Source organism: Pandoraea sp. PE-S2R-1, from assembly GCF_002179865.1.
Taxonomy (GTDB): Bacteria; Pseudomonadota; Gammaproteobacteria; order Burkholderiales; family Burkholderiaceae; genus Pandoraea.
Window position 1 is genome coordinate 39,199 of sequence record NZ_NGUR01000017.1, and the last position, 22,936, is coordinate 62,134.

18 protein-coding genes and 2 tRNA genes are annotated in these 22,936 nt (G+C 63.7%); 8 read left to right on the plus strand and 12 right to left on the minus strand.

Going from position 1 to position 22,936, the window contains the following annotated elements:
* The first annotated feature begins 12 nt into the window (after window positions 1-12).
* The 3 genes from CDV44_RS24110 to mdoH all read left to right on the plus strand — a co-directional run bounded on the left by CDV44_RS24110 (window position 13) and on the right by mdoH (window position 5,265).
* A complete protein-coding gene (locus CDV44_RS24110; RefSeq protein ID WP_087691232.1) occupies window positions 13-681 on the plus strand; it encodes a LysE family translocator in 669 nt (222 codons plus the stop codon).
* 379 nt (window positions 682-1,060) lie between these two features.
* Entirely contained in the window at window positions 1,061-2,584 is a 1,524-nt protein-coding gene (locus CDV44_RS24115) for a glucan biosynthesis protein G (RefSeq protein ID WP_087691233.1), read from the plus strand.
* A gap of 215 nt (window positions 2,585-2,799) precedes the next feature.
* Window positions 2,800-5,265 carry a glucans biosynthesis glucosyltransferase MdoH gene (gene mdoH, locus CDV44_RS24120; protein WP_087691510.1) on the plus strand — a complete coding sequence of 822 codons (2,466 nt, stop codon included), beginning with the start codon at window positions 2,800-2,802 and terminating at the stop codon, window positions 5,263-5,265.
* A gap of 119 nt (window positions 5,266-5,384) precedes the next feature.
* Here the strand turns inward: mdoH and CDV44_RS24125 are convergent, their stop codons facing one another.
* On the minus strand, window positions 5,385-6,128 hold the full coding sequence (locus tag CDV44_RS24125; protein ID WP_369597106.1) for a peptidoglycan DD-metalloendopeptidase family protein: 744 nt from the start codon (window positions 6,126-6,128) through the stop codon (window positions 5,385-5,387).
* A gap of 557 nt (window positions 6,129-6,685) precedes the next feature.
* On the opposite strand from CDV44_RS24125, the gene CDV44_RS24130 reads away from it, so the two are divergent.
* The 3 genes from CDV44_RS24130 to CDV44_RS24140 all read left to right on the plus strand — a co-directional run bounded on the left by CDV44_RS24130 (window position 6,686) and on the right by CDV44_RS24140 (window position 8,791).
* Window positions 6,686-6,889, plus strand: coding sequence for a cold-shock protein (locus CDV44_RS24130; RefSeq protein WP_087691235.1), 204 nt, complete (start codon window positions 6,686-6,688; stop codon window positions 6,887-6,889).
* A gap of 221 nt (window positions 6,890-7,110) precedes the next feature.
* Window positions 7,111-7,746: a LysE family translocator gene (locus CDV44_RS24135; RefSeq protein ID WP_087691236.1), complete on the plus strand. Its 636-nt coding sequence runs from the start codon at window positions 7,111-7,113 to the stop codon at window positions 7,744-7,746.
* A 277-nt stretch (window positions 7,747-8,023) separates the two neighbouring features.
* On the plus strand, window positions 8,024-8,791 hold the full coding sequence (locus CDV44_RS24140) for a flagellar brake protein (protein ID WP_058375975.1): 768 nt from the start codon (window positions 8,024-8,026) through the stop codon (window positions 8,789-8,791).
* A gap of 109 nt (window positions 8,792-8,900) precedes the next feature.
* Here the strand turns inward: CDV44_RS24140 and CDV44_RS24145 are convergent, their stop codons facing one another.
* From CDV44_RS24145 to CDV44_RS24180, 8 genes are all read right to left on the minus strand, one after another.
* Window positions 8,901-10,049 (minus strand): hypothetical protein, encoded by a 1,149-nt coding sequence (locus tag CDV44_RS24145; RefSeq protein WP_087691237.1) that lies wholly within the window; start codon window positions 10,047-10,049, stop codon window positions 8,901-8,903.
* Window positions 10,050-10,289: 240 nt separating this feature from the next.
* Window positions 10,290-11,648 carry a hemolysin family protein gene (locus CDV44_RS24150; protein ID WP_087691238.1) on the minus strand — a complete coding sequence of 453 codons (1,359 nt, stop codon included), beginning with the start codon at window positions 11,646-11,648 and terminating at the stop codon, window positions 10,290-10,292.
* 193 nt (window positions 11,649-11,841) lie between these two features.
* The gene (locus CDV44_RS24155) at window positions 11,842-12,753 is read right to left on the minus strand and encodes a LysR family transcriptional regulator (RefSeq protein WP_087691239.1); all 912 of its coding nucleotides are present in this window, start codon (window positions 12,751-12,753) and stop codon (window positions 11,842-11,844) included.
* Between the two features lie 62 nt (window positions 12,754-12,815).
* Entirely contained in the window at window positions 12,816-13,643 is an 828-nt protein-coding gene (locus CDV44_RS24160) for a dioxygenase (RefSeq protein WP_087691240.1), read from the minus strand.
* Window positions 13,644-13,682: 39 nt separating this feature from the next.
* Window positions 13,683-14,096, minus strand: a complete 414-nt coding sequence (locus CDV44_RS24165; protein ID WP_087691241.1) for a DoxX family protein — start codon at window positions 14,094-14,096, stop codon at window positions 13,683-13,685.
* 280 nt (window positions 14,097-14,376) lie between these two features.
* Complete coding sequence (gene glcF, locus CDV44_RS24170; RefSeq protein WP_087691242.1) at window positions 14,377-15,630, minus strand: glycolate oxidase subunit GlcF; 1,254 nt, start codon at window positions 15,628-15,630, stop codon at window positions 14,377-14,379.
* A 6-nt stretch (window positions 15,631-15,636) separates the two neighbouring features.
* Window positions 15,637-16,806, minus strand: coding sequence for a glycolate oxidase subunit GlcE (gene glcE / locus CDV44_RS24175; RefSeq protein ID WP_087691243.1), 1,170 nt, complete (start codon window positions 16,804-16,806; stop codon window positions 15,637-15,639).
* Window positions 16,806-18,425 (minus strand): FAD-linked oxidase C-terminal domain-containing protein, encoded by a 1,620-nt coding sequence (locus CDV44_RS24180; RefSeq protein ID WP_249277701.1) that lies wholly within the window; start codon window positions 18,423-18,425, stop codon window positions 16,806-16,808. The genes glcE and CDV44_RS24180 overlap by 1 nt, the downstream gene beginning before the upstream one ends.
* A 286-nt stretch (window positions 18,426-18,711) precedes the next feature.
* Between CDV44_RS24180 and CDV44_RS24185 the strand changes: the two genes are divergently transcribed.
* Window positions 18,712-19,539 carry a FadR/GntR family transcriptional regulator gene (locus CDV44_RS24185; RefSeq protein ID WP_170936093.1) on the plus strand — a complete coding sequence of 276 codons (828 nt, stop codon included), beginning with the start codon at window positions 18,712-18,714 and terminating at the stop codon, window positions 19,537-19,539.
* A gap of 1,137 nt (window positions 19,540-20,676) precedes the next feature.
* Complete coding sequence (oxlT, locus tag CDV44_RS24190; RefSeq protein WP_058375968.1) at window positions 20,677-21,996, plus strand: oxalate/formate MFS antiporter; 1,320 nt, start codon at window positions 20,677-20,679, stop codon at window positions 21,994-21,996.
* Window positions 21,997-22,201: 205 nt separating this feature from the next.
* On the opposite strand, the gene CDV44_RS24195 is transcribed toward oxlT, so the two are convergent.
* From CDV44_RS24195 to fdxA, 3 genes are all read right to left on the minus strand, one after another.
* Window positions 22,202-22,277 (minus strand) — tRNA-Asn (locus tag CDV44_RS24195).
* An 87-nt stretch (window positions 22,278-22,364) separates the two neighbouring features.
* Window positions 22,365-22,440, minus strand: a tRNA-Asn gene (locus CDV44_RS24200).
* Window positions 22,441-22,534: 94 nt separating this feature from the next.
* Window positions 22,535-22,858, minus strand: a complete 324-nt coding sequence (gene fdxA, locus CDV44_RS24205) for a ferredoxin FdxA (RefSeq protein WP_058375967.1) — start codon at window positions 22,856-22,858, stop codon at window positions 22,535-22,537.
* Between the last annotated feature and the right edge of the window lie 78 nt (window positions 22,859-22,936).

The window sequence follows — 22,936 nt, forward strand, 5'->3', positions numbered from 1 at the left end:
TGAGTTCTCATCATGCAAGAGTTATTGGCCGTCATGACAATCACCGTGCTGGCCGTGATCAGCCCGGGTGCCGATTTCGCCATGGTCACGCGCGCGAGCTGGCAGCACGGCCGCCGTGCCGGGTTATGGGCGGCACTCGGTATCGCGGCAGGCGTGCAGGTGCATGTCTTCTACACACTGGTCGGCGTCGGGCTACTGATGACGCGGCTGCCGTGGCTGTTCTCGGCCGTCAAATGGGTCGGAGCGGGCTATCTGATCTATATCGGCTGGCGCACCCTGCGAGATCGCTCGCCGGTGGCGGATGCCACGCAAGAAAGCAAGCAAGGCGAGACAGCGCAAGGGGACTCGTCGATATCAACCGCACACTCGCCAGAGGAAGGGCATTCTCACTGGCGCGCCTTCCGGACCGGTTTTTTCACCAACACGTTGAATCCGAAGACGACGCTGTTCGTCGTCAGCACGTTCACGCAGGTGGTGCACGCCGGCACGGGCTGGAAAGTGGGACTCGCCTACGGGGCGTTCATGTCGCTCGCGCACTGGGCTTGGTTCAGTCTGGTGGCGCTGGGCTTCTCGGCGGGGTGGATGCGTGCGGCCATGGTGCGCCGTCAGCACGCGGTTCGCCGTACGATCGGTGGCGCGTTGATGGCGCTGGGGGGATTGCTCGCGTTCGCCAATCGGTGATGGACGCCGGAAAATCGTGACATCGCGCGACATCCGGGCGCGGCGCGGGAATATCGCATCGGAAACACCGGCGCGGGGCGAAGAAAGTGGCAAAGAAGGGCCAAAGAAGCGACGAAAACTGTACATAAAACGTAAAAATCGCCCCGTTTTTCGTATAAGTCACAAATGGTCACAAATTAGTGACCCCGCTGAATCGGCGACGGCGCGGACGATTGGGGTAATGTGAGTGCCCGCTTCGAAGGTTTTGCCGGTGCGGCTTTGGTCAATCGGCAAATGAACGGGTAAAATTGCGCGTTCAGCGCACGCTGGCTACGGTCAGTACGCGCGTTACACGCTACCCCCACTGCCGATGGAATTCCTGCCAAATACGATTTCCCGCATGATTTCCCACCGTGCCCTGCGTCTGGCGCTCGCCGGCATGCTCAGTCTCTGCGCGCTGGTGTCGGGCGCGGCGCACGCTTTCTCGTTCGACGACGTGGCCAAGCAAGCCCGCACGCTCGCGAATAGTCGCTACAAGCCGACCGATCAGAACCTGCCCAAGGATCTTCAGAACCTCACGTACGACCGCTATCGCGGCATCCGCTTCAAGCCCGAAAAGGCGTTGTGGCGTGCACAGAAGCTGCCGTTCGAGCTGATGTTCTTCCACGAGGGCTCGTATTACGACCGGCCGGTCAAGATCAATGAACTCATCGGCAACAGCGTGCGCGAAGTGCGCTACATGCCCGATCAGTTCGATTTCGGCACGGTGAAGGTCGATCCGAAGCAATTGCGCGGGTTGGGCTACGCGGGCTTTCGCATTCACTATGCGGTAAACACCCCCAAGTACAAGGACGAGGTCATGGTGTTCCTCGGCGCGAGCTATTTCCGCGCCTTGGGCAAGAACCAGACCTATGGCCTGTCGGCGCGCGGACTGGCGCTGGACACGGCGCTCAATTCCGGCGAGGAATTTCCGCGCTTCACCGAGTTCTGGATTCAGCGTCCGGCACCGGGCGCCAAGGACCTGACGATCTTCGCGCTGCTCGATTCGCCGCGTGCGACAGGGGCGTATCGCTTCACGCTGCGCCCGGGCGTCGATACGACCGTGGATGTGAAGGCGGAGTTGTTCCTGCGCGAGAACGTGACCAAGCTGGGACTGGCGCCGCTCACCAGCATGTATTTCTTCGGCGAGAACCAGCAACCGCCGGCGCCGGACTATCGTCCGGAAGTGCATGACTCCGATGGCCTGTCGATCCAGTCGGGCACGGGCGAATGGATCTGGCGTCCGCTGGTCAATCCGAAGCGTTTGCTGGTCTCGTCGTTCTCGCTGTCGAACCCGGCCGGCTTCGGCCTGTTGCAGCGTGATCGCGACTTCAGCAGCTATCAGGATCTGGAAGATCACTACGAGTCGCGCCCGAGCGCCTGGGTCGAGCCCAAGGGCAAGTGGGGGCAGGGCCGCGTCGAGCTGGTGCAGATTCCGACGCCCGACGAAACGAACGATAATATCGTCGCCTATTGGGTGCCGGATGCGCCGCCCAAGCCCAAGCAGCCATATGCGTTCGAGTACAAGCTGTCGTGGCAGAAAGATAACGACAAGCGCCCGCCGATGGCGTGGGTGACACAAAGCCGCCGGGGACATGGCTACCGGGGAAAACCAGACGATAGTCAGCTGTTCGCCATCGATTTCGAAGGACCGGCGTTCAAGAAACTGCCGGACGACGCCAAAGTCGAAGGCAATGTGACGACTGACGCGAACGGCAAGATCCTCGAAGTACAGACGCAGCGCAATGACGTCACGGGAGGCTATCGCGTCATGCTGCGCATGCGCCGCCTCGATTCCGAGAAACCCGTCGAAATGCGCGCTTATCTGCGCAACGGCAGCAATACCCTATCCGAAACGTGGAGCTACCTGTTACCCCCCGAGTGAGCGACCGCTCCGATATCCCGGTCGACGAGCTTTACGTCGACCGACTGCCCCTGCCCGCCGAAAAGCGCCGCGCATTGCTGGCTCAGGCACAGCGTGACGGCGGCGATTCGCTCGACGTGCTGACCCGTATCCAGCGTCTGCTCACCGCTCGCATTGCGAATGGTGAGGAGGTCGCGGTGGTGCCGCCGAGCGATGTTGCCGCGGACGTTGAGGGCATGGAAGCCAACGATGCCGATGCGGGCGATGCCGCGACCGCGCCAGCGCCAGCCCAAGCCGCTGCCGGAACGCAGGCGATTGCCTCACCGGCAGGCGTGCTGTCGCCCGTCGCGCCGACGGCGTGGCACGCGCCAGATATCGCCGAAATCGAATCCGACAGCGACGCCGTGCTGGCGTCGCAACCGGCGCGTCTTTCGCTCACGGAAGGCGGTTCGCTCGCGGCCGCCGCAGGCCTGAACGAGGTGCGCGGTGTCGAGACGCTGCGCATTGCGCCGCCGGTGCGCCGCACGTCGCTCGTGCCGCGTCCGTGGTCGCTCAATCCGCTGGGACGTCTCTGGCGCGCCATCACGGGCCGTAAAGATCCCGATCCGCTGGTGCGTGACGCCCCCGATCCGAAAGGCCGCTGGTCGCAGGCGGGACGTCGCCGCCGCTGGACGCTGCTCGCGCTGATGATCGCGCAGACGGCGCTCGCCACGCACTTCATGGCGTCGGTGTTGCCGTATCACGGGGCCGATCCGCTCGAATTCGCCGTACTCGCGCTGTTCGTGCTGCTGTTCGGCTGGGTGTCGGCAGGCTTCTGGACCGCGATCTTCGGCTTCTTCGTTCTGCTGGTCGGTGGCGAGCGCCACATGATCTCGAAGATGGCGGCGGGCGACGCGCCGATTGCCGCCGATGCGCGCACCGCCATCGTGATGCCGATCTGTAACGAAGACGTCGGCCGCGTGTTCGCGGGCCTTCGCGCGACGTATGAGTCGCTCGCGAAGACCGATTCGCTGGAGCGGTTCGACTTCTTCATCCTGTCGGATTCGAACGAGGCCGATAACTGTACGGCCGAGGTCGATGCGTGGCAGGCGCTGTGCCGCGAAGTCGGGGGTTTCGGCCGCATTTTCTATCGCCGGCGTCAGCGCCGCGTGAAGCGCAAGAGCGGCAACCTCGACGACTTCTGCCGTCGCTGGGGCAGCAACTACCGCTACATGATCGTGCTCGATGCCGACAGCGTGATGAGCGGTGAGTGCCTGACCAAACTCGTGCGCATGATGGAATCGCACCCGAGTGCCGGGTTGATCCAGACCGCACCGCTGGCCGCAGGGCGTGAGACGTTCTATGCGCGCTTGCAGCAGTTTGCCGGGCGCGTGTACGGTCCGCTCTTCACTGCCGGGCTGCATTACTGGCAGTTGGGCGAGTCGCACTACTGGGGCCACAACGCCATCATCCGTCTCAAGCCGTTCATGGAGCACTGCGCGCTCGCGCCGTTGCCGGGCAAGGGCGCGTTGTCGGGCGCGATTCTCTCGCACGACTTCGTCGAGGCGGCGCTCATGCGCCGTGCCGGCTGGGGCGTATGGATTGCCTACGATCTGCCGGGCAGCTACGAAGAAATGCCGCCCAACCTGCTCGATGAACTCAAGCGCGACCGCCGCTGGTGTCAGGGCAACCTGATGAACTTCCGGCTGTTTCTCGCCGAGGGGATGCACCCGGTGCACCGCGCCGTATTCGTGACGGGGGCGATGGCTTATGTCTCCGCGCCGTTGTGGTTCGTGTTCCTGATTCTGTCGACGTGCCTGCTGGCCAAGCACACGCTCGTCGTGCCGGAATACTTCACGGCACCGCGTCAGCTCTTCCCGGTCTGGCCGGAGTGGCATCCCGAGCGGGCGCTGGCGTTGTTCTCGGCGACGGCCACGCTGCTCTTCCTGCCGAAGATTCTGGCGGTGCTGCTGATCTGGGTGAAGGGAGCGAAGCGTTTCGGCGGCTGGCTTGCGGTGACGGTGAGCATGTTCATCGAGCTCGTGTTTTCCGCCGTGCTGGCGCCGGTGCGCATGTTGTTCCACACGCAGTTCGTGCTGGCCGCGCTCACCGGGATCGCGATTCAATGGAAATCGCCGCCGCGTGAGGACGCCGAGACGCATTGGGGTGAAGCGATTCGCCGCCACGGTCTGCAAACGATCATCGGCATGGGCTGGGGCGCGTTGGTGTACTGGCTCAATCCCGATTTCATCTGGTGGCTCATGCCGATCGTCGGCTCGATGATGATTTCGATTCCGGTGTCGGTATTCTCCAGTCGCGTGTCGCTGGGACGCGGGCTGAAGCGGGCGCGCCTGTTCCTGATTCCGGAAGAATCGTGGCCGCCGAAAGAACTGCGCATGACGGAGAAGTACACCGATGAGGCGCGCTCGTACGTGAGCTTCGTGGATGCGGTGGTCGACCCGATGGCCAATGCGCTGGTGGCCGCGAGCGTGGCGCCGACGCACGACGATCCGAAGCACGACACGATTCGGGCCGGACGCGTCGAAGCCGCGTTGCTCAAGGGACCGGCGAAGCTGACGAACACGCAGAAGTGGGAACTGCTCAACGATCCGCGCGGGCTGGCGGCGTTGCATCTGCTGGTATGGGCCGATCCGCGTGCGCATCGCGATTGGCGCGATGCACGGGCCAATGGGTTGTCGCAGGGGTTTCTGGCGTCGGCCTGAGCGGGCTGCGCTGGCCGATCTGAAGTGACGAGGTTAAGAACAAAGGGCTGAGTCCTGTCTTGCACAGGTCTCAGCCCTTTTGTTTTGTGGCGTGCGCGGTAAGCGCTTGTGACTCGTGATCAGCGCGACGGCAGGAAGTCGCGAGGATTGAACGGCGTGCCCTTCTGACGCACTTCGAAGTGCAGTTTGACGGTGCCGTGAGAGTCGGTGTCTCCCATCTCGGCAATCTTCTGGCCCTTGGTCACGGCCGCACCTTCCTTGACCAGAACGGCGCGGTTGTGGGCATAGGCCGTCAGATAACCGTTGTCGTGCTGCACCATCACCAGATTGCCGTACCCGCGCAAGCCGCTGCCGGCGTACACCACCTTGCCTGCGGCTGCCGCGTAGACCGGGTCACCCGACTTGCCGCCGATATCGACCCCCTTGTTGCTGCTGCCATTGAAATTCGACAGCACGGGGCCGTCGGCGGGCCAGATCATCGGAATCTTGTTGGTTGCCGTGCGCGGCGCGACCGGCGCTGGCGCTGCCTTGGGCGTGGGCTGAGCCTTCGGGCGCGGTTTGGCGGTGCTCCCCGATGATGCGCCACCCGATGCCGCCGCCGGGGCGCTGGACGAGCCGGCCGGTGGCACGACGCGTAGTACCTGACCGACTTCGATCTTGTCGGCGTCGGTCAGGCCGTTCCAGCGCACCAGATCGGCCGTGCTGGCGTTATTGGCGCGGGCAATGCCGTAGAGGGTGTCGCCCGACGCCACGCGATAACTGCCTGCGGGGACCGGACCGTACGTCGGCGAGCCTGCGCAGGCGGCCAGCGTGGCGCAGACGGCCAGACTGACGGCGTGCGCACGCCAGCGCGACCAGCCGATGCGCCAATTCGATAATTTGCGAACCGCAGGGACATCGCGTTTGTTACACAAATCGATGGGGTGAGGCGACGCGGCAAGCGGCGTCGGTACTTCAGGTTGCAACCGGGGCGGTCGCACGAGGTGAGTAGGCTCCATCCGTTGGCAGGTTATGGGCCCAGAGGCGGTCGCGAAGCACAGCAGGCAAGGCTGAGCGGGGGTGGCCGAAAGTTGCCTGAAGATCACTTCTGGCAGCACGAAAGGCGGGTCCGAGTGCGCGGCGACGGCATGAGCACGGTGCAAAACGCCCATTGTACGGGCTGCGAGACCCTCTCTGATCGTTGATCAACGCGCAAATTCCCTGCTATATACGAGAAACTGTTACTTAATATGCAGCATATTCCCAGTTGACAAGCGTGCCTTTGCCACGTATAAAACCAATTGCAGATTGTCAAGCCGCGAAGTTGTTGTCAGACGTAGTTTTCCTGCTTCTCGCTGGTTTCTAGTCCTTCATTTTCCCTTGATTGTCAGCGCTGGAGGGGTCATGTCGACCCCAGGCATTATGTTTATTAGGAAAAAACATGGAAACCGGTATTGTTAAGTGGTTCAACGACGCTAAGGGCTTCGGCTTCATCACCCCGGACGCCGGCGGTGAAGATCTCTTCGCCCACTTCTCGGAAATCAAGGCAGACGGCTTCAAGTCGCTGGCCGAGAACCAACGCGTTTCGTTCGAAGTGAAGACTGGCCCGAAGGGCAAGCAAGCTGCGAACATCAAGCCGCTGTAATAGCGCTTGATACGTATTCGTGAGCGCCCCCGGTAACGGGACGCTCCACGGAAAAAAACAGGCCCGATGACGTAAGTCATCGGGCCTGTTTGTTTTTCCGGATCGTCGATAGTGCCGATAGCCACTGAAACGCGCAGGACGTGCACGCGAACGATGCCACCGCAGCGGTTCGACGCTACAATGCCTGATCGTAATGTGTGAAGCATTTTTCCGAGGCAATCATGAGCCTGCAAACGTGGTGGCTGTACGTGGTCACCGTCTTCTTCGTGTCGGCAACGCCGGGCCCGAACATGCTGCTCGTCATGACGCATGGCGCGCGCCACGGATTACGGCCTGCTGCGGGAACCATGGCCGGTTGCATGACCGCACTCATCGCCATGATGTCGATTTCGGCCGCCGGTCTCGGCGCGGTGCTCAAGGCCTGGCCGATGGTGTTCGACACCCTGCGCTACGCCGGGGCCGCCTATCTCATCTATCTCGGCTACAAAAGCTGGCGCTCGCCGGTCGATACCCGTGACGCTGCCAGTCTGAGCGCCCCCGCCGCTGCGGAGGATTCCAGCTTCGGCAAGCTTTTCAAATCCGGCTTTCTGGTCGCAGCAAGCAACCCGAAGGCGATTCTGTTCGCTGCCGCATTCCTGCCGCAGTTCATCGACCCGGTCGCGGCCAAGCTGCCGCAGTTCTCGATTCTGCTCGGCACGTTTGCCGTCATCGAGATGAGCTGGTATCTGGTGTACGCCACGGGCGGTCTGCGCATTGCACCGTATTTGCGCGAAGCGCGCGTGCTCAAGGCCTTCAACCGGATCAGCGGTGGCGTGTTCATGGGGTTTGGCGCGCTGATGGCTGCGGTACACCGCTAAGCCGATTCCGCAGCGTAATCGCGGAACAGCAAGGTAAGTGGGGTGAAGGTGCTTTCGGGCACCCAAGTGTGGCGTGTGGGTACGGGGAGCAGTTTGCTCACAATCCGATGCACTCAATATTTCCGGGCGATGGCCGTTAATCACGTGGTGCCACGTGATGTGTCGTCGAGTGCCGTGGAGTTCGTCTCGTCGCCGTCAGGCAGAGCGGCCCGGCCAGTCCCAAGGCTTAATTCGTACGGCTTGTGCGGTCGTATCGGGGATAAATAGAAGATCAGGTATGGAAACGACAGAACCGCAGCTGACGCCGCCGCCCACCGACGACGAGTCCCAACTGCACGACTCGTATCGCATCAGCAATCCGCTTGAAATCGGGGGCGTGTTACGTCACCTGGCCACGCGCGGCGACTTCATGACGGTGTATTTCGCCAACGGGCAGCGTCAGCTCGTCACCCGGCTGCTCAAGGTCGAACCGCAAGCCCGTGGCTTCTATTTCGACTGGGGTGGTGTGGAGACGGAAAACCGCGCACTGCTCGCCAACAAGCGCGCGCTGTTCGTCGGGGTGCCTGAAGGCATTCAGGTGCACTTTCCGATCGGCGACATCGAAGAGCGCGAGTACGAAGGCTACCCGGCGTTCTATGCGTCGTATCCGGAATCGCTCGTGCGCTTGCAGCGTCGCGACTATTTCCGCGTGAAGACGCCGATCCTCGATCCGTACCAATGCACGGTCAAGTTCCCGGAAGACGCACCGCTGCGTCTGAACGTCTTCGATCTGTCGCTCGGTGGTTTGGGGCTGCGCACGCGTGCTGAAGTGGCCGCAGAGATTCCGAAGGGCTCGATGCTCATGCACGCCGAGGTCGAACTGCGCGACTACGGTACGGTGCAGGTCGATCTTGAGGTGTGCAATCTGCGCACCGTCCCGCTGCCGAAGGACGTGGAATATCACATCGGCTGCCGCTATATCGCGCTCTCGCGCACGGCCGAATCGCGTCTGCAAAAGCTCATCACCCAACTCGAACTGAACCGCAAGGCGTTCGCACGCGCCTGATGGCGTGTTGTTCGTGTGAGTGACACCGACGAGGCCCGATCCGCGGCCTCGTCGTTCAAATTCCCTTTCGGTTTGCTCGTCGATGCTCGTTGATGCTCGTCGATGCTGGTCATGCCGGCGCGTGAATCCGCAATGCCGGGATGGCATGCAGCAGCCGCAACAGGTCGGCTTGCCGCCGGCACCCCGTCTTGTCGAAGACGTGGCGCAATTGCGTTCTCGCCGTGTTGATGGCCACCTTCGCGTCCATCGCGTACTGCGTCAATTCCGTCCCCTCCGCTAACGCCAGCGCCAGACGTGCCTCGGCGGGCGACAACCCGAACAGCACCTTCAGCGTGTAAGGACTCAACGACACGCGCCGGTCCAGCTCGCCGATGGTCAGCATGGTCATCGGGCGTTGCCACGGCGCAGCGCACGCGTGAGACTCACGCAACGGCAGCGCGGTCACGACCCAGTGCCGCTGATTCTCGCCGTGCAGACGATGGCTGCCGGCCACCGGCATCGGTGCCGTCGCTTGCGTGATCAGGCGCCGCAGCGCCCGCTCGTCGTTCGGCAGCAAGGCACCGAACTTGCCACTGCGGATCGCGATGTTCCGCGTTTCTCCCAGCAACTGGTGCGCTGCCGCGTTCAGATAGTGGGCATGCGCCGTGTCGTCGGTGATGATGACGGCGAGTTCCAGCTGATCGAGCACGGCCATGCCCATCGCAGCCTGCGCTTGCAGGTGCCGCGTACCCGCGCGCAAGCGAGCGGCACGCGCGAGATGCTGCGTCAGAATTTCGAGTTCGGGGTCGGCGTCCGCGTCTTCAAACGGGACATGATCCGGCGAGCGCAAGATCGCCAGCAACTCGCTGGTGCCGTCGGCGCCTTCGAGATGCAGGCCGTACGTGTAGCGCACGCCGTTGGGAATCAGGAATTCGTTGAACAGTTCGCTGCGCGCAACGTAGCGGTCGCTCAAGTGATGGTGGCAACGCATCGCGTGGCCGATGGGCTGGCGCAGCATCAGGCTCACGCGTGGATCGGACGGCGCAAGCTTTTCCAGAAACTCGCGGATGACTTCCGGCGAGGTTTCCAGTGTGTGAGAGTCGCGTGTCGCGCAGTGGCGTGAGCGGTCCCAGGTGACCGAGTGGAAGCCCATGCCCCCCACCCACCGATTGATTCCGCGCAGTGCCTCGTCCCAGCGCGCTTCGTCGAGCACCCCGTCGTAGCAGGTGCCGATCAACGCGTCGAGCGTCAACTTCCCCGTGTTCCCCGTGTCGTCCACTTCGGGACTCCCCTGGCCGCAGCCCCAGCCGTACGGCTACGCTCGTCACACGCAAAACAAGCTTAACGAGCCTGACGTACGTAATACCCCCGCAACGCATGCCTTCCTCGATCGGGATTTGGCACTTATAGAGCGTAGTCTGTCGGGGGACATGGCGGGCATCAATCGGGCATCACCCGTCCGTTGTTGCACCGCCACATTCCGGGAAATCCTGAGGGGCTCAAGTAACGCCGGGTGACGTCAGGCGGCGTCGGAGGCCTTGCCACGGGCTTCACGCGCGTCACCGGGCTCGCCAGCTTCACGCACGCCGTCGGGATACACGCGCACGAGCACGATGCGCGGGCCCTGCATCTTCTTGACGACGACCGAGAAGCCGTCGAAGTCGATCTTCTGGCCTTCGCGCGGCAGATAGGCGAGGGCGTCCATGATCAGGCCGCCCACCGATTCAGCGTGCTCGCTGGGGATATCCAGTCCCAGCGCGCGCTCGAGTGTCAGGATCGGCAAGCTGCCGCGCCCGATGAGCGTGCCGTCTTCCATGCGCGTCCAGTCGTCTTCCGTTTGACGGAATTCGTCGCGAATCTTGCCGACGAGTGCCGAGAGCAGGTTGTCGAGCGTGAGAAAGCCGATCGGTTTCTGATCGGGCCATCCGACGATGGCAAAGTGCGGTGCGCCCCGGCGAAAACGCTGGAACAGCTCGCGCGCGGGCATGTCCGGCTTCACGCGCTCGACCGGCCGCGCCATGCTGCCGAGGTCCGCAATCGACTGGCCATGGTGTTCTGCGAGAAACAGATCTTTCAGGTGAATCACGCCGAGCACGGTTTCGCCGTCGTTATCGAAGAACGGATAGCGGCTGTAGCGGTGACGGTACGCCGTGTCCATGTTCTCGGTGAACGTCGCGTCGCGTCGAAACGCTGCCACTTCGCTCATCGGACGCATCAGGTCGGATACGGTCAGATCGCTGAAATCGATGGCGTAGGCCACTACGTTCCAGTCGTCGCGCGAGAGTTTTTCACTCGCCGCACCCCCGCGCACGATCAGCTTGATTTCGTCCGCAGAGTAATGTGCTTCGGCGCCGTGCGACGGGTCGAGACCTGTCCAGCGCAGCAGGCGGTTGGCACTGTGGTTCAGCACCCAGATCGCCGGGTACATCATCCAGTAGAAGCCGTAGAGCGGCGCAGCGGTCCACACCGAGACGGCTTCCGGCATGCGCAGCGCCATCGATTTCGGCGCGAGTTCGCCCACGACGATGTGCAGATACGAGATCGTGAAGAACGCGATGAAGAACGCCAGCCCGTGAATCAGCTCGGGCGAGGTGACGCCAATGGCGGCGAACAACGGTGTGAGGACGCGCGCGAAAGCCGGCTCGCCAATCCAGCCCAGGCCGAGCGAGGCGAGGGTGATGCCGAGTTGGCACGCTGAGAGGTAGGTGTCGAGTTGGCCGTGAACCTTGGCCAGGACACGCCCGCGCCAACCGCGTTGGCGGGCAATGATGTGAACGCGCGTCTGGCGCAGTTTGACGAGGCCGAACTCCGCCGCCACGAAAAAGCCGTTAAGAAACACCAGCAGGATCGCAGCGACGATCAGTAAGAAGTTTTCCAAAATATCCGAGATTAGACGACAGGCCCGACAGTATAAGTGACATTTGCAATGGACAATAAATATCCACGGAGTTCCCGTGTTTTGCCGGGTGATTCTGTGCGATTCGTGGGGCTTTCGCAGGGGATGCAAGCAAGTTGCCGTGACCCCGGTCGGGGCCGCGTGCCGGGCGTCAGGGAGCGGTGGCGGGCGCCGCTCAGGGCCGGTCGATCGCGTGCCAGCCCGGCATGGCGAAGGCTTCGACGAGGAAGTCGATCAGCGCGCGCACTTTGGCACTCAGGTATTTGCGGGTCGGGTAGACCGCGTAGATACCGGTCTCGCCCTGCGTGTACTCGGGCAGAAACTCAATGAGCCGGCCTTCGCGCAGCGCATCCTGCACGAGGAAAGCCGGTTGCAGAATCACGCCAGCGCCCGCTTCGGCCGCTGCGAGGCAGGTGTCTCCGTTGTCGGCGATCAGCCGGGCATGGGTTCGCACGGAAACCGGTCCGTCGGGGCCGTCGAAGCGCCACTCGCGACGATGCGAAAAGTAGCTGTAGCCGACGGTTTCATGATGGGCGAGCGCACTCGGATGCTGCGGGGTGCCGTGCTGGGAGAGATAGCCCGGTGACGCGCAGAGCACCATGCGGGTGCCCGCCAGCCGGCGATGCACGAGCGACGAGTCAGGCAGCCGCGTGATGCGGATGGCCAGATCGTAGCCCTCTTCGACGATATCGATCAGACGGTCGCTGAGCGTGATATCGAGCGAAACCTGCGGGTGTTGGGCCAGAAACGTCGGCCATAGCGGCGCCAGATGGAGCACGCCGAAGGTGTGCGGTGCGTTGATGCGCAGCGGCCCGGCGGGCTGCCCATCCTGCTCGCCTGCCATGGCGTCGGCTTCGTCGAGTTCGGAGAGAATCTGGCGGCAGCGCTCCACGTAACGCTGTCCGGGCTCGGTGAGCGACAGGCGGCGTGTCGTGCGTTGCAGGAGCCGCGTGCCCAGCCGCGCTTCAAGATCGGCGACGTAACGCGAGATGGCCGTCTTCGAGATGCCGAGCGCGGCGGCCGCCTTCACAAAGCTGCCAGACTCGACCACGGCGATGAAACACTCGATCTCGCGCAGTTTGTTCATGCCGGGGCGGGGCTCCTGAAGGTGACGGACCGATCGGTGGATCGGTCGGCGAACGTTGACCGCTATTGTGCCAGTGCCGTGACCTCTGCGAGTGACGGGGCGGCATTGCCGAACGCGAAGGCGTCCATGCGCAGCGCGCCGTAGGTCGCTCCGGTATCGAAATGCGTTTGTTTCGCCGCGTTGTCGGCAGCACCCAGCGCCATGTAGAGCGGCAGCAGATGCTCGTCGGTCGGATGCGCGCGCTCGGCATGCGGGGCGCGCGCGCGATAGTCGAAGAGCGCGTCGAGATCCATGGCGGCGAGATGCTCGGTGAACCACGCGACGAATTCAGCCAGATACGGGGCTTCCGCCCGATCCTCGGAGGGTGCGCGAAACACTTCGTGCAGGTTATGCGTGAAGCTGCCGGAAGCGACGATCAGCACGCCGTCTTGCGCGAGCGGGGCCAACAACTGGCCGACGCGGTAGTGGTACTCGGGACGCATCTGCCGTTGCAGCGACAACTGCGTGACGGGCACGTCGGCATCGGGAAACAGGTAGCGCAACGGCACCCACGCGCCGTGATCGAGACCCCATTGATCGTCGGTCGTGGCGGGCAGGTCGGCGGCGCGCAACATCTGCACGGTGCGCTCGGCGAGGGCGGGTGCGCCAGCGGCCGGATATTGCAGACCGTACAGTTCGCGCGGGAAGCCCCCGAAATCGTGGATGGTGCGTTGTTGCGCGAGATTCCCGACGCGCGGGGTCGGCGTCGACCAGTGCGGCGAGATCACGAGAATTTCACGCGGACGCGGGACTGCACGGCCCAGCGCCGTCAACAACGGGCCGGTGCGACCGGGTTCGAGCGCAAGCAATGGCGAACCGTGGGAGACGAACAGCGTGGGCAGGGCAGACATGACGATTTCTCCAGCAAAGCATTACGAGCATTACGAGCATTACGCGGTGCGAGTGCGAGCGGCCGAACGAACCGACCAGGCGCCGTCACCCAGCAGGGCCACCACGAGCAGCGCGACCAGCCAGAACGCGGGGAATTCCCAGCCGCCGCCCTTGTTGGTGAACGCCCAGCCGTTGTGACCGTGCACGCTCACGATGGTGCCGAGCATCAGTGCGGCGAGGGGCAGAGTCGCCCAGCGGGCATAAAAGCCGGTAATCAGCATCAGGCCGCCGACGAGTTCGAGTGCCATCGTGACATACGCCAGGAAGGGCGGCAGACCCAGCGAGCCGAAGAACCCGACAAACCCGGGGATCGTGAACACGAACACTTTCAGCGACAAGTGGGCGAGGAACAGAATGCCCAGCGACACGCGCAGCAACAGCGCGGCGTACGGGGCGGTTTTGGTATCGATCATGACAGGCTCCAGCGAGGGAATCGGTTGTTGTTCAGCGCAACGTTTGGCTTGTCAGCACGACGTTGTGCTGACTTAGCCCCGATTCTAGGGAGTGCGATCGTCCAGATAAACGGGCACGGCCGGGATTGATTGTCCCTGCTGTGGGGATAATCGGCGCTCGGCCGTATCACTAGGGGTGAGGCCGCCGATCAGATCGGCAGCCTCAGGTCGACATCGTGGGGATGGGGTCAGGCGGGAATCACAAGGCGAGCGTCGTCGGGATAGCGTCGTCAGACAGACGTCACTGGGCCGGCGTCATCAGCCGGTCGAGCAACTCGATCCAGTGCTGGACCGGCGCGTGATCACGCGAATGTTCGCCCTTGGCGGTCGCCTGCAAATGGCAGATGCAGCCCACGTTGGCCGATACCACCAGTTCCGGATCGAGAGCGTCGAGCGACTTCCACTTGGCGTCGCGCAGTTGATGCGAGAGCACCGGCTGCGTTACCGAATATGTCCCCGCCGAGCCGCAGCAAATGTGGCTGTCCTGCGGCAGCATCACGTTCACGCCAACCTGCGCGAGCAGCTTCTCCACCACGCCCTTGAGCTGCTGACCGTGCTGCAACGTGCAGGGCGGGTGATAGGCAATCTTGCCGGTCTTCCGGTTCGGCATGCGGCGCTGCAACGCTTCCACGTTATCGAGCATGACTTCCGAGAGATCGCGCGCCAACTCGGAGACACGCTGTGCCTTGCCCGCGTATTGCGCGTCGTGACGCAGCAGGTGGCCGTATTCCTTGATGGTCGCGCCGCAGCCCGACGCGTTGATCACGATGGCCTCGGCACCCGCTTCGATCTCGGGCCACCAGGCGTCGATGTTGCGGCGCGCATCGTCGAGCCCGTCGTCGTGATAGTTCAGATGCAGGCGAATTGCGCCACAACAGCCGGCCGACGACGGACGGACCATCTCGATGCCGAGCGCGTCGAGCACGCGCGCCGTCGCCTTGTTGACGTTCGGCAGCATGGCGGGTTGCACGCAGCCCTCGAGCATCAGCATGCGGCGCGCGTGTTTGCCCTGCGGCCAACTGCCCGAGCGCTGACGGTGCGGCACCTTCTCGCGCAGCGACCGGGGGAGCAGCGTGCGGAATTGCTGACCCAGACGCAGCGCCGGTGAAAACAGCGCGCGATTGGGCAGCACGTGGGCGAGCGTCCAGCGCAGCGCGCGCTCACTGGCCGGGCGGCCGACTTTCGCGTCGACGTGGCGGCGGCCGATTTCGGCCAGACGACCGTATTGCACGCCCGACGGGCAGGTCGATTCGCAACTGCGGCAGGTGAGGCAGCGGTCCAGATGGCGCTGCGTTTCGCGCGTCACGGGCTGGCCTTCGACCATCTGCTTGATGAGGTAGATGCGCCCGCGCGGGCCATCGAGTTCGTCGCCCAGCAACTGGTAAGTCGGGCACGTGGCCGTGCAAAAGCCGCAATGCACGCATTTGCGAAGAATGGCTTCGGCTTCGTCGCCATCCGGTGTGTGGCGGAGGAATTCTGCGAGGTTCGTTTGCATCGTCTTTTAGCAGTACAGCCGGTGGCGGTTGAAGATGCGGCTCGGATCGAAAGCTTGCTGCAAGCGCTCGCCGATGGCTTGTATTGCGGCCGGTTGTGCGGTGAACACACCGGCCGACTTGTCGCCGTGGCGGAACAGCGTAGCATGCCCGCCTGTCGCTGCGGCAATGGCGCGCACTTCGGCGGCGCTGCGCGGCGTAATCCACCACCGTTGCGCACCGCCCCATTCGATCAACTGCTCATCGCCGTGCGCGAGCGGCGGCGTGGTCGGCGGTACCGACAAACGCCAGAGCGCTTCGCCTTGTGCGCCAATCGGTGAGCGTGCGAAGAACGGGTGCGTCTGTTCGCGCAGCGATAGCCAGAACTGCTGCGCTTCGATCACGTCGATCAGTTCGCCGCCCATGGCGCTGCGCGCGGCATCGATGGCGGCCGCCGCGCCGCCCAGACGCACGCTGAGCACGCCGTCGTGCCACGCCGAACCCATCAGCGGCAGCGGCTGGCCGCCCCAGCGATTGAGCTGATCGATGGCCTGCGCTTGCGGCATGGCATAGCGCAACGTAGCTTCGGCGACCGGTTGCGGCAGCACCTTGATCGAGAGTTCGAGCAGCACGCCGAGGGTGCCGAGTGCACCGGCGAGCACGCGCGAAACATCGTAGCCGGCTACGTTCTTCATGACCTGTCCGCCGAAGTGCAACACCTGTCCTTGTCCGTTCATGACCACGGCGCCCAGCACGAAGTCGCGCGGTGCGCCCACGTGCGGGCGGCGAGGGCCGGCCAGACCGGCGGCGATGCAACCGCCCAGCGTCGCGCCCGGGCCGAAGTGCGGCGGCTCGAAGGGCAGGATCTGGCCCTTCTGCGCGAGTGCGGCTTCGATGTCGGCGAGCGGCGTACCGGCGCGCGCGGTGATGACGAGTTCAGCCGGATCGTACGAGACGATGCCCGCGTAGGCGCGCATGTCGAGCGGCTCGCCTGATGGCGGCTGACCGTACCAGCGCTTGGTATTGCCGCCGTGAATGTCGAGCGGTGTCCCCGCAGCGGTGGCCGCGAGCACGCGTGCGCGGATGACGTCGAGTGCCTGCGCTGCATGGCGAGCGGCTTGCGTGTCTTGCGCAATCGGTGCGGCCGTTGCGCCCGACGCTTCAGTGGCGAGAGGGGAAATCGTAGGGGCCTGTGACATCAGAACCTCGGCAAATCAGGGTGCGGCAACAGGCCGTTACGCACGTGCATCTTGCCGTACTCGGCGCAGCGCGCGCGCGTGGGGATCGCCTTGTCGGCGTTGAGCAACCCGGCAGGGTCGAAGGCGCGCTTGATCGCGAAGAACGCATCGCGCTCTTCCGGCGAGAACTGCACGCACATGGAGTTGATCTTTTCGATACCGACGCCGTGCTCGCCGGTGACGGTGCCACCCAGTTCGACACAGGCTTCGAGAATGTCGCTGCCGAACGCTTCGGCGCGATGCCATTCGTCGAGATCGTTGCCGTTGAACAGAATCAGCGGATGCATGTTGCCGTCGCCTGCGTGGAAGACGTTGATGCAGCGCAGGCCGTATTGCACTTCCATCGCTTCGATCCGCTTGAGCAGCGTGCCGATCGTGCGGCGCGGAATCGTGCCGTCCATGCAGTAGTAGTCGGGCGAGATGCGGCCCGCCGCAGGGAAGGCATTCTTGCGTCCTGACCAGAACCGCAGGCGTTCGGCTTCGGACGTCGACACCTGAATGCGCGTGGCACCGGAGGCGCGCAGCACCGCCGAGACGCGGGCGATTTCTTCGGCGACTTCTTCCGCGGTGCCGTCGGATTCGCTTAGCAGGATGGCCGCAGCGTTCAGGTCGTAGCCCGCGTGGACGAACTCTTCGACGGCCTGCGTTGCCGGCTTGTCCATCATTTCGAGACCCGCCGGGATGATGCCCGCGGCAATGATCGCGGCCACGGCGTTGCCGCCCGCCTCCACGTCGTCGAAGCTCGCCATGACGACTTGCGCCACTTGCGGTTTCGGCACGAGCTTGACCGTGATCTCGGTCACGACGCAGAACATGCCTTCGCTGCCGATAAACACGGAGAGCAAATCGAGGCCCGGTGAATCGAGCGCATGCGACCCGAATTCCACGACGTCGCCATCCATCGTCACGGCACGCACGCGCAACACGTTGTGCACGGTGAGGCCGTATTTCAGGCAGTGCACGCCGCCGGAGTTTTCCGAGACGTTGCCGCCGATCGTGCAGGCGATCTGCGAGGAGGGATCGGGGGCGTAGTACAAGCCATAAGGCGCAGCGGCTTCCGACACGGCGAGGTTGCGCACGCCGGGTTGGACGGTGGCTGTTCGCGCGTACGCGTCGACGTCGAGAATGCGTTTGAACTTCGCCAGCGAGAGCACGATGCCGTCGGTAATCGGCATCGCACCGCCCGACAATCCGGTGCCCGCGCCCCGTGGCACGACCGGGACCTGATGCGCGCGGCAGGCACGCAGAATGCGGCACACCTGATCTTCGTCCGACGGCAGGACCACCGCCAGCGGCAAGCGGCGGTAGGCCGCCAGACCGTCGCACTCATACGGCGTGATCTGTTCGCGGTCGGTGAGCCACAGGGCGTCGGGGACGGCGGCGCGCAAGGCCGCAAGTCTGGCTGCGCGCTGGTGCTCGTCGACTGCCGGGAAGACAGGCTCGGCCGACACGATGGGCAAGCCAGCGGCGTTGGCGGCACCGGCAGTGCCGGTCGGGAGCGTGTCGTGGCGAAGCGTGTCCGGCGCCGCCGGTCCGGCCGAGGCGGGCGGACTGCGTGTCGGTTGAGGATTCGAAGCCATGGGCGTCTCGTGCTCGAAGGGTCGTTGACGGTTATTATGTTCTATCTGGTCTACTGGTAGACTGGTCGACCAGTTGTCCGATGACGTCATCCTAAAGGGAATGGTCTTATTTCGACTACCGGGTTAACCCTTGGTTTGAGGGCAATTCCCAGTCGACCGCTAAGCGAGGACGTCCGGGGCGGCGCTGGCCTGCCCCGGCGCGAGTGCCATCCTGTATCGTTGCGTCTCTGAGTATTTTTCGTCGAGAACCCCAGCCGACATGTCGTCTACCGAGCCGTCTCTGCCTATGTCCACTGTATCCACCAGCGATATTCCGGGTGCCGTCGCGAGCTTTGCGCCGGTCACGCCGCCGCCGCGTCTGCGGCTGTCCGACATGGTCTACGAGCAACTGGAGACGATGGTCGTCGAAGGGCGTCTGGCCCCCGGTTCGGCGCTGCCGTCGGAGCGCGATCTGGCCCAGCAGATGGGCGTATCGCGGCCCTCGTTGCGTGAGGCGTTGCTGCGGTTGGAGTCGCGCGGCCTGATCGTCGGACGCGCCGGCGGCGGGTATCTGGTCGCCAATGCCAGTCAGCCACTGCTCGCCGAACCGCTCTCGCAACTGATGTCGCGCCACAGCAAGACGGTCGACGACGTGCTGGAAATGCGGGAAGTGCTCGAAGCCAAGGCCGTCGAACTGGCGGCCGAGCGTGCCACGCCCGAGGACATTGCCCGGCTGGCGCAGGCGCTCGAGGCGCTGGAGGCGGCTTATGCGGCCGGGCGTGATGGGCGTGATGGACGTGATGGACTCGATGGTCAAGACGGTGACGCCCGTGGCGCATCGTTGCTGACCCGGGTGCCGGAACTCGACGCCCATTTCCATCTGGCGCTTGCGGAAGCTACGCACAACCTCGTGCTGGTTCACCTGATGCACGCCATCTTCGAATTGCTGCGCGGCTCGGTCGTGGACAACTACCGCGCCATCGTCGGTCACGGCGCCGATCTGGCCGAACTGATCGATCAGCATCGCCGCATCTTCAATGCCGTGGCGTCGCATGATGCCGCCAGCGCGCAGCGCTCGCTGCGCGAACACCTCGCTTTCATCCGCGACAACTCGGGCGACACCGGCGTCGTCTGACCGACTGGGCGGCGGGTGACATCGCCAATGTCGTCCGCCATCGGCCGCAACTAGCCACCACCCGCCACGACTGACCACAGCGGGTCGCCTCGGGCGTCACCGGCCACGCCAAACGAGCGTCTTTCGAACGCTCGCATCACCTGTCAAAACGTCATCGTTTTCCCTGACCTTGTGCTGTGCGTCGCCACGCCGCGACGGCACGGGGACACGCGTCTCAGTCCACCTGTGACCCCATCCCCGTAAGGCTGCCGTGCGTTTCGCGGTTATCAAGTGCTCACGTCGCACGCCTACGCAAACCCCCGTTCACGGGCTGACCGACACCCGAAAGCGGGCGCACTCGGGTTGACAGTGCTTCAGGCATCGACTACTTTTGGAACCATAAAAATACTTAATTCGATATATTGAATCTTGTATATCAGATTCAATTTGTCGGAGCGGCCACCAAAGTTTCGCAAAAATCCGGGGAAATCCGGACGCAGCGAGACCCTCCGGAGTGAACCGGAAGGCGTTTGGACAGGCCGCGGCACAAGTCGGAGACACAAGTTGGGTAAGCACACCTTTCCTTTCGGGCAGCCTCAGTGCGGCGTTTGCACCGCACTGGCTGGCCAGTCGTATCCGTCGCCCATGTCCTCACGATGGCCGTGGGGCACCCGGCGGTCCTCATCTCCCTGCCGCCCGTCGTGGGCAGGCGATTCGGCGATCACGCGTCCGCGAGGCGCGCCCGCCTGAGTGACGGGGGGCGGCCTGTCAGGTGACGTCGGCAAACCGACAGCACCGCAGACCCGCGACCCGCACTCGAATTCTTCACCGTAGCCACCCTTCGGCAGTCGGCAACTTGCCGGCACGGGCCAAACGCCTGTGCCGCCGCGCCGAAGCGGGGGCCGGAAGTGTCCTTTGGCGCTTCCGCAAGTCAGTCAGCCGGGGCCCGAGCCCCGCGAGCGCGCCGCCAGGCGACGCTCCAGGATCAAGCGGCCAACCATGAGCCGCATGCAACGCCAGGAGGCGTGCCGTACGCGCTGTCACCCAAGCCGTGACGCGCGACGACACGCGATGACGGTGGTACCCCCTTCACAGCGCGCAGGTGCGTGCGATCGGGCGGGCCGCCGGCAATCGTCTGACAGGAACAGGAGGCAAGTCATGCAAGCAGCTGCGCAACCGGAGGAGAAAACCTCTTTTCTGGGAGGGCGCTGGTCACAACTGGTGATCGGCATCATCTGTATGGGCCTGGTGGCCAATCTGCAATATTCGTGGACGCTGTTCGTCGAGCCGATGGAGGCCAAGAATCATTGGGGCATCGCGGCGATTCAGGTCGCATTCTCGATCTTCATCGTGGTGGAAACCTGGCTCGTGCCGATCGAAGGCTGGCTCGTCGATCGCTTCGGGCCCCGTCCGGTCGTTGCGGGCGGCGCTATCTGCGTGGCGCTCTCGTGGATCATGTATTCGTACGCCACGACGCTGACCGTGCTTTATACGGCAGCCGTCATCGCCGGTATCGGTGCCGGTTGCGTGTACGGCACCTGCGTGGGTAACGCCCTCAAGTGGTTCCCGGACAAGCGCGGTCTCGCGGCTGGCCTCACGGCGGCCGGTTTCGGTGCAGGGGCGGCGCTGACGGTGATTCCGATTGCGAACATGATTCGCGAGTCGGGCTACGAAGCGGCGTTCTTCAACTTCGGCATCGTGCAGGGCGTGGCGATCTTCATCCTCGCGCTGCTGATGGTCAAGCCGCGTGCGCCGAAGGGTGTCACCGTGTCGCGCCGCAATCTGGCGACCAAGGTCGACTACACCTCGGGTCAGATGATTCGCACGCCGGTGTTCTGGGTGATCTATGTGTGCTTCGTGGCGGTGGCCGCAGGCGGCCTGATGGCCACGGCGCAGATCGGCCCGATCGCGAAGGACTACGGCATTGCTTCGATGCCGATGACGCTCTTCGGTGCGACTCTGCCGCTGCTCACGATGACGCTGTCGATCGACAACCTGTGCAACGGCTTTACGCGTCCGCTGTGTGGTTTCGTGTCGGACAAGATCGGTCGTGAAAACGCGATGTTCATCATCTTCCTTGGCGAAGGGGTGGCGATGCTGGGCCTGATGCACTTCGGTCAGAACCCGTACATGTTCGTGTTCTTCGCTGCGATGACGTTCCTGTGCTGGGGCGAGATCTTCTCGATCTTCCCGGCGCTGTGTGCCGACACGTTCGGTGGCAAGAATGCCGCGTCGAACGCCGGTACGCTGTACACCGCAAAGGGAACGGCAGCGCTGCTGGTGCCGCTCGCGTCGGTGCTCGCCGTGGGTGGTCACTGGGACCGTGTGTTCATCGCCGCAGCCGTGATCAGCATCGCGGCCGCCATTGCGGCGAAGTTCCTGCTCCAGCCGATGCGCCGTCGCTGGATCGAGAGCGTGAACAGTCCGGAAACGCTCAGTTCGCACGTGCCGCCGATCGGGGCACCCGCCAGCGAGTAAGTCCGTGCTGGTGTGACTGACAAGGACGGGGTACCGGAAACGGTGCCCCGTTTTTTATTGGGTGTCGCGTTGGGGCGGCAGTATTGAGCGGACGAGCGACGGCGTTCGGTGGTGCTCGAGAGGGGAAAGCGGGGGAGGTGGCGAACGCGAATGTCGTTGCCGCAAACAAAAAAGCCTCGCCGATTGGCGAGGCTTTCTGCGTCTTTGGCTCCTCGACCTGGGCTCGAACCAGGGACCTACGGATTAACAGTCCGGCGCTCTACCAACTGAGCTATCGAGGATCAAACTGGGGTGTCATGCATCGCTGTAACGGTGCATCGACTAAAACAAAAGCCTCGCGTGCGCGAGGCCATCGCTTCGGTAATTCTTGGCTCCCCGACCTGGGCTCGAACCAGGGACCTACGGATTAACAGTCCGGCGCTCTACCAACTGAGCTATCGGGGATCAAAAGAGAAAGCGATTATAGTGGCGATTTTCAGACACTGTCAACACTCGAAATGCACTTTTTCTGCATCGAATGTGGCTGCCACCGCTGGAATCAGCGCTCCAGCAGCTTGAGCTTGTCGGCCACGTCTTTCCACTGATCGGCGTCGGCCAGCGGGGCCTTGGTCTTCGTGATGCTCGGCCACAGCGGCGAGAGTTCGGCGTTCAACGCGATGAATTCCTGTTGATCGCCCGGGACGTCCTCTTCGGCATAGATGGCGTTCGCCGGACACTCGGCCACACAGACCGCGCAATCGATGCACTCGTCCGGATCGATGGCCAGAAAGTTCGGACCTTCGCGGAAGCAATCGACGGGACAAACGTCGACACAATCCGTGTATCGACACTTGATGCAGTTTTCGGTGACAACGTGGGTCATGCCAACTCCAGAACGTAGGGCGCAACGGCTTCGATCGGCCGTTAAAACGCGTATTGTAGCGCAGCCCGGGGTCGTGGG

What these genes read in the sequence shown, in the direction of transcription:
- oxlT (WP_058375968.1), top strand. Translation starts at nt 20,677, where the DNA reads ATGCAAGCAGCTGCGCAACCGGAGGAGAAAACCTCTTTTCTGGGAGGG.
- CDV44_RS24110 (WP_087691232.1), top strand. Translation starts at nt 13, where the DNA reads ATGCAAGAGTTATTGGCCGTCATGACAATCACCGTGCTGGCCGTGATC.
- CDV44_RS24135 (WP_087691236.1), top strand. Translation starts at nt 7,111, where the DNA reads ATGAGCCTGCAAACGTGGTGGCTGTACGTGGTCACCGTCTTCTTCGTG.
- glcF (WP_087691242.1), bottom strand. Translation starts at nt 15,630, where the DNA reads ATGCAAACGAACCTCGCAGAATTCCTCCGCCACACACCGGATGGCGAC.
- fdxA (WP_058375967.1), bottom strand. Translation starts at nt 22,858, where the DNA reads ATGACCCACGTTGTCACCGAAAACTGCATCAAGTGTCGATACACGGAT.
- glcE (WP_087691243.1), bottom strand. Translation starts at nt 16,806, where the DNA reads ATGTCACAGGCCCCTACGATTTCCCCTCTCGCCACTGAAGCGTCGGGC.
- CDV44_RS24155 (WP_087691239.1), bottom strand. Translation starts at nt 12,753, where the DNA reads ATGAACAAACTGCGCGAGATCGAGTGTTTCATCGCCGTGGTCGAGTCT.
- CDV44_RS24130 (WP_087691235.1), top strand. Translation starts at nt 6,686, where the DNA reads ATGGAAACCGGTATTGTTAAGTGGTTCAACGACGCTAAGGGCTTCGGC.
- CDV44_RS24165 (WP_087691241.1), bottom strand. Translation starts at nt 14,096, where the DNA reads ATGATCGATACCAAAACCGCCCCGTACGCCGCGCTGTTGCTGCGCGTG.
- CDV44_RS24185 (WP_170936093.1), top strand. Translation starts at nt 18,712, where the DNA reads ATGTCCACTGTATCCACCAGCGATATTCCGGGTGCCGTCGCGAGCTTT.
- CDV44_RS24140 (WP_058375975.1), top strand. Translation starts at nt 8,024, where the DNA reads ATGGAAACGACAGAACCGCAGCTGACGCCGCCGCCCACCGACGACGAG.
- CDV44_RS24160 (WP_087691240.1), bottom strand. Translation starts at nt 13,643, where the DNA reads ATGTCTGCCCTGCCCACGCTGTTCGTCTCCCACGGTTCGCCATTGCTT.
- CDV44_RS24115 (WP_087691233.1), top strand. Translation starts at nt 1,061, where the DNA reads ATGATTTCCCACCGTGCCCTGCGTCTGGCGCTCGCCGGCATGCTCAGT.
- mdoH (WP_087691510.1), top strand. Translation starts at nt 2,800, where the DNA reads ATGGAAGCCAACGATGCCGATGCGGGCGATGCCGCGACCGCGCCAGCG.
- CDV44_RS24180 (WP_249277701.1), bottom strand. Translation starts at nt 18,425, where the DNA reads ATGGCTTCGAATCCTCAACCGACACGCAGTCCGCCCGCCTCGGCCGGA.